Consider the following 1,046-nt stretch of genomic DNA (forward strand, 5'->3'; position numbering starts at 1 on the left):
ACGGTGATCGTGCTGATCATCACCCTGCTCGGCGTGCTTGCCGCGCTGCGTATTCCTGTGCAGATGATCCCGGATCTGGAAGTGCGCACCATCAGCGTGCTAACACGCTGGTCCGGCGCCACGCCCCAAGATGTGGAAAAGGAAATTTTGATTGAGCAGGAAGAATACCTGCGCAATCTACCCAATCTGCGTCGCCTCACCGCTACCGCCTACAGCGGCGAAGCGGAGATCGAGCTGGAATTCCCCTTTGGCGTGGATATTACCGATGCGTTGATCCGGGTGAACAACGCGCTCAGCCAGGTCCCCGCCTACCCGGATACGGTGGACCAACCACAAATTCTCTCCTCTTCGTTCTCCAGCAATTCCTTCATGTATTTCAGTGTCTACCCGCAGGCCGGCAACCCCCGCGGCCTGGACATGGACATGATGCGTGACTTTATTGACGATGAAGTTCGCCCGCGCATGGAAAGCGTGCAAGGCGTTTCCATGGTGGAAATGCGTGGCGGTGCTGAACGGCAGATTCAGGTGCTGCTCGATGCCCAGGCTTTGGCCCAGTTCGGGCTGACCGTAGTGGATGTGCGCGATGCCCTTCGCGAACGCAATCAGGATATTTCCGGCGGTGAAGTAGNTAGTGGAAAGCGGCGCTACCTGCTTCGCACCGTGGGCCGTTTCGAAAATCTGGATGATCTCAACGATTTGATTTTGCAGCGCCAGGGTGACTCACTGGTGCGCTTGCAGGATGTGGCCACCGTGGTCATGGATCACTTCCCCGTGCGGCAGATATCCCGCTTTAACGGCAATCCGGTGATCATGCTGGCAGTCCGCCGGGAAACCGGCTCCAACGTAATCGACATCAAGCAGGGAATGCTGGAGCAGGTCGACCTGATTAAAAAGGAGGTGCTGGAACCGGCCGGCATGGACATGTCGCTAATGTCCGACGACGTGCGTTACGTGGAGGCCTCGGTGGCCAACGTGTGGATCAATCTCGGCATCGGCGCCCTCTTCGCCACCCTGGTCATGTTTTTGTTTCTGCGCTCGGTACGCAT

The 1,046-nt window shown here is 57.7% G+C and carries 1 protein-coding gene; it reads left to right on the plus strand.

All coding sequences use genetic code 11. The annotated features are described in order from the left end of the window. Positions 1-1,046: efflux RND transporter permease subunit (locus A3754_RS02785; RefSeq protein WP_197468407.1), on the plus strand; the 1,046-nt coding region annotated here is incomplete at both ends.

It is taken from the genome of Alcanivorax sp. HI0083 (genome assembly GCF_001635175.1).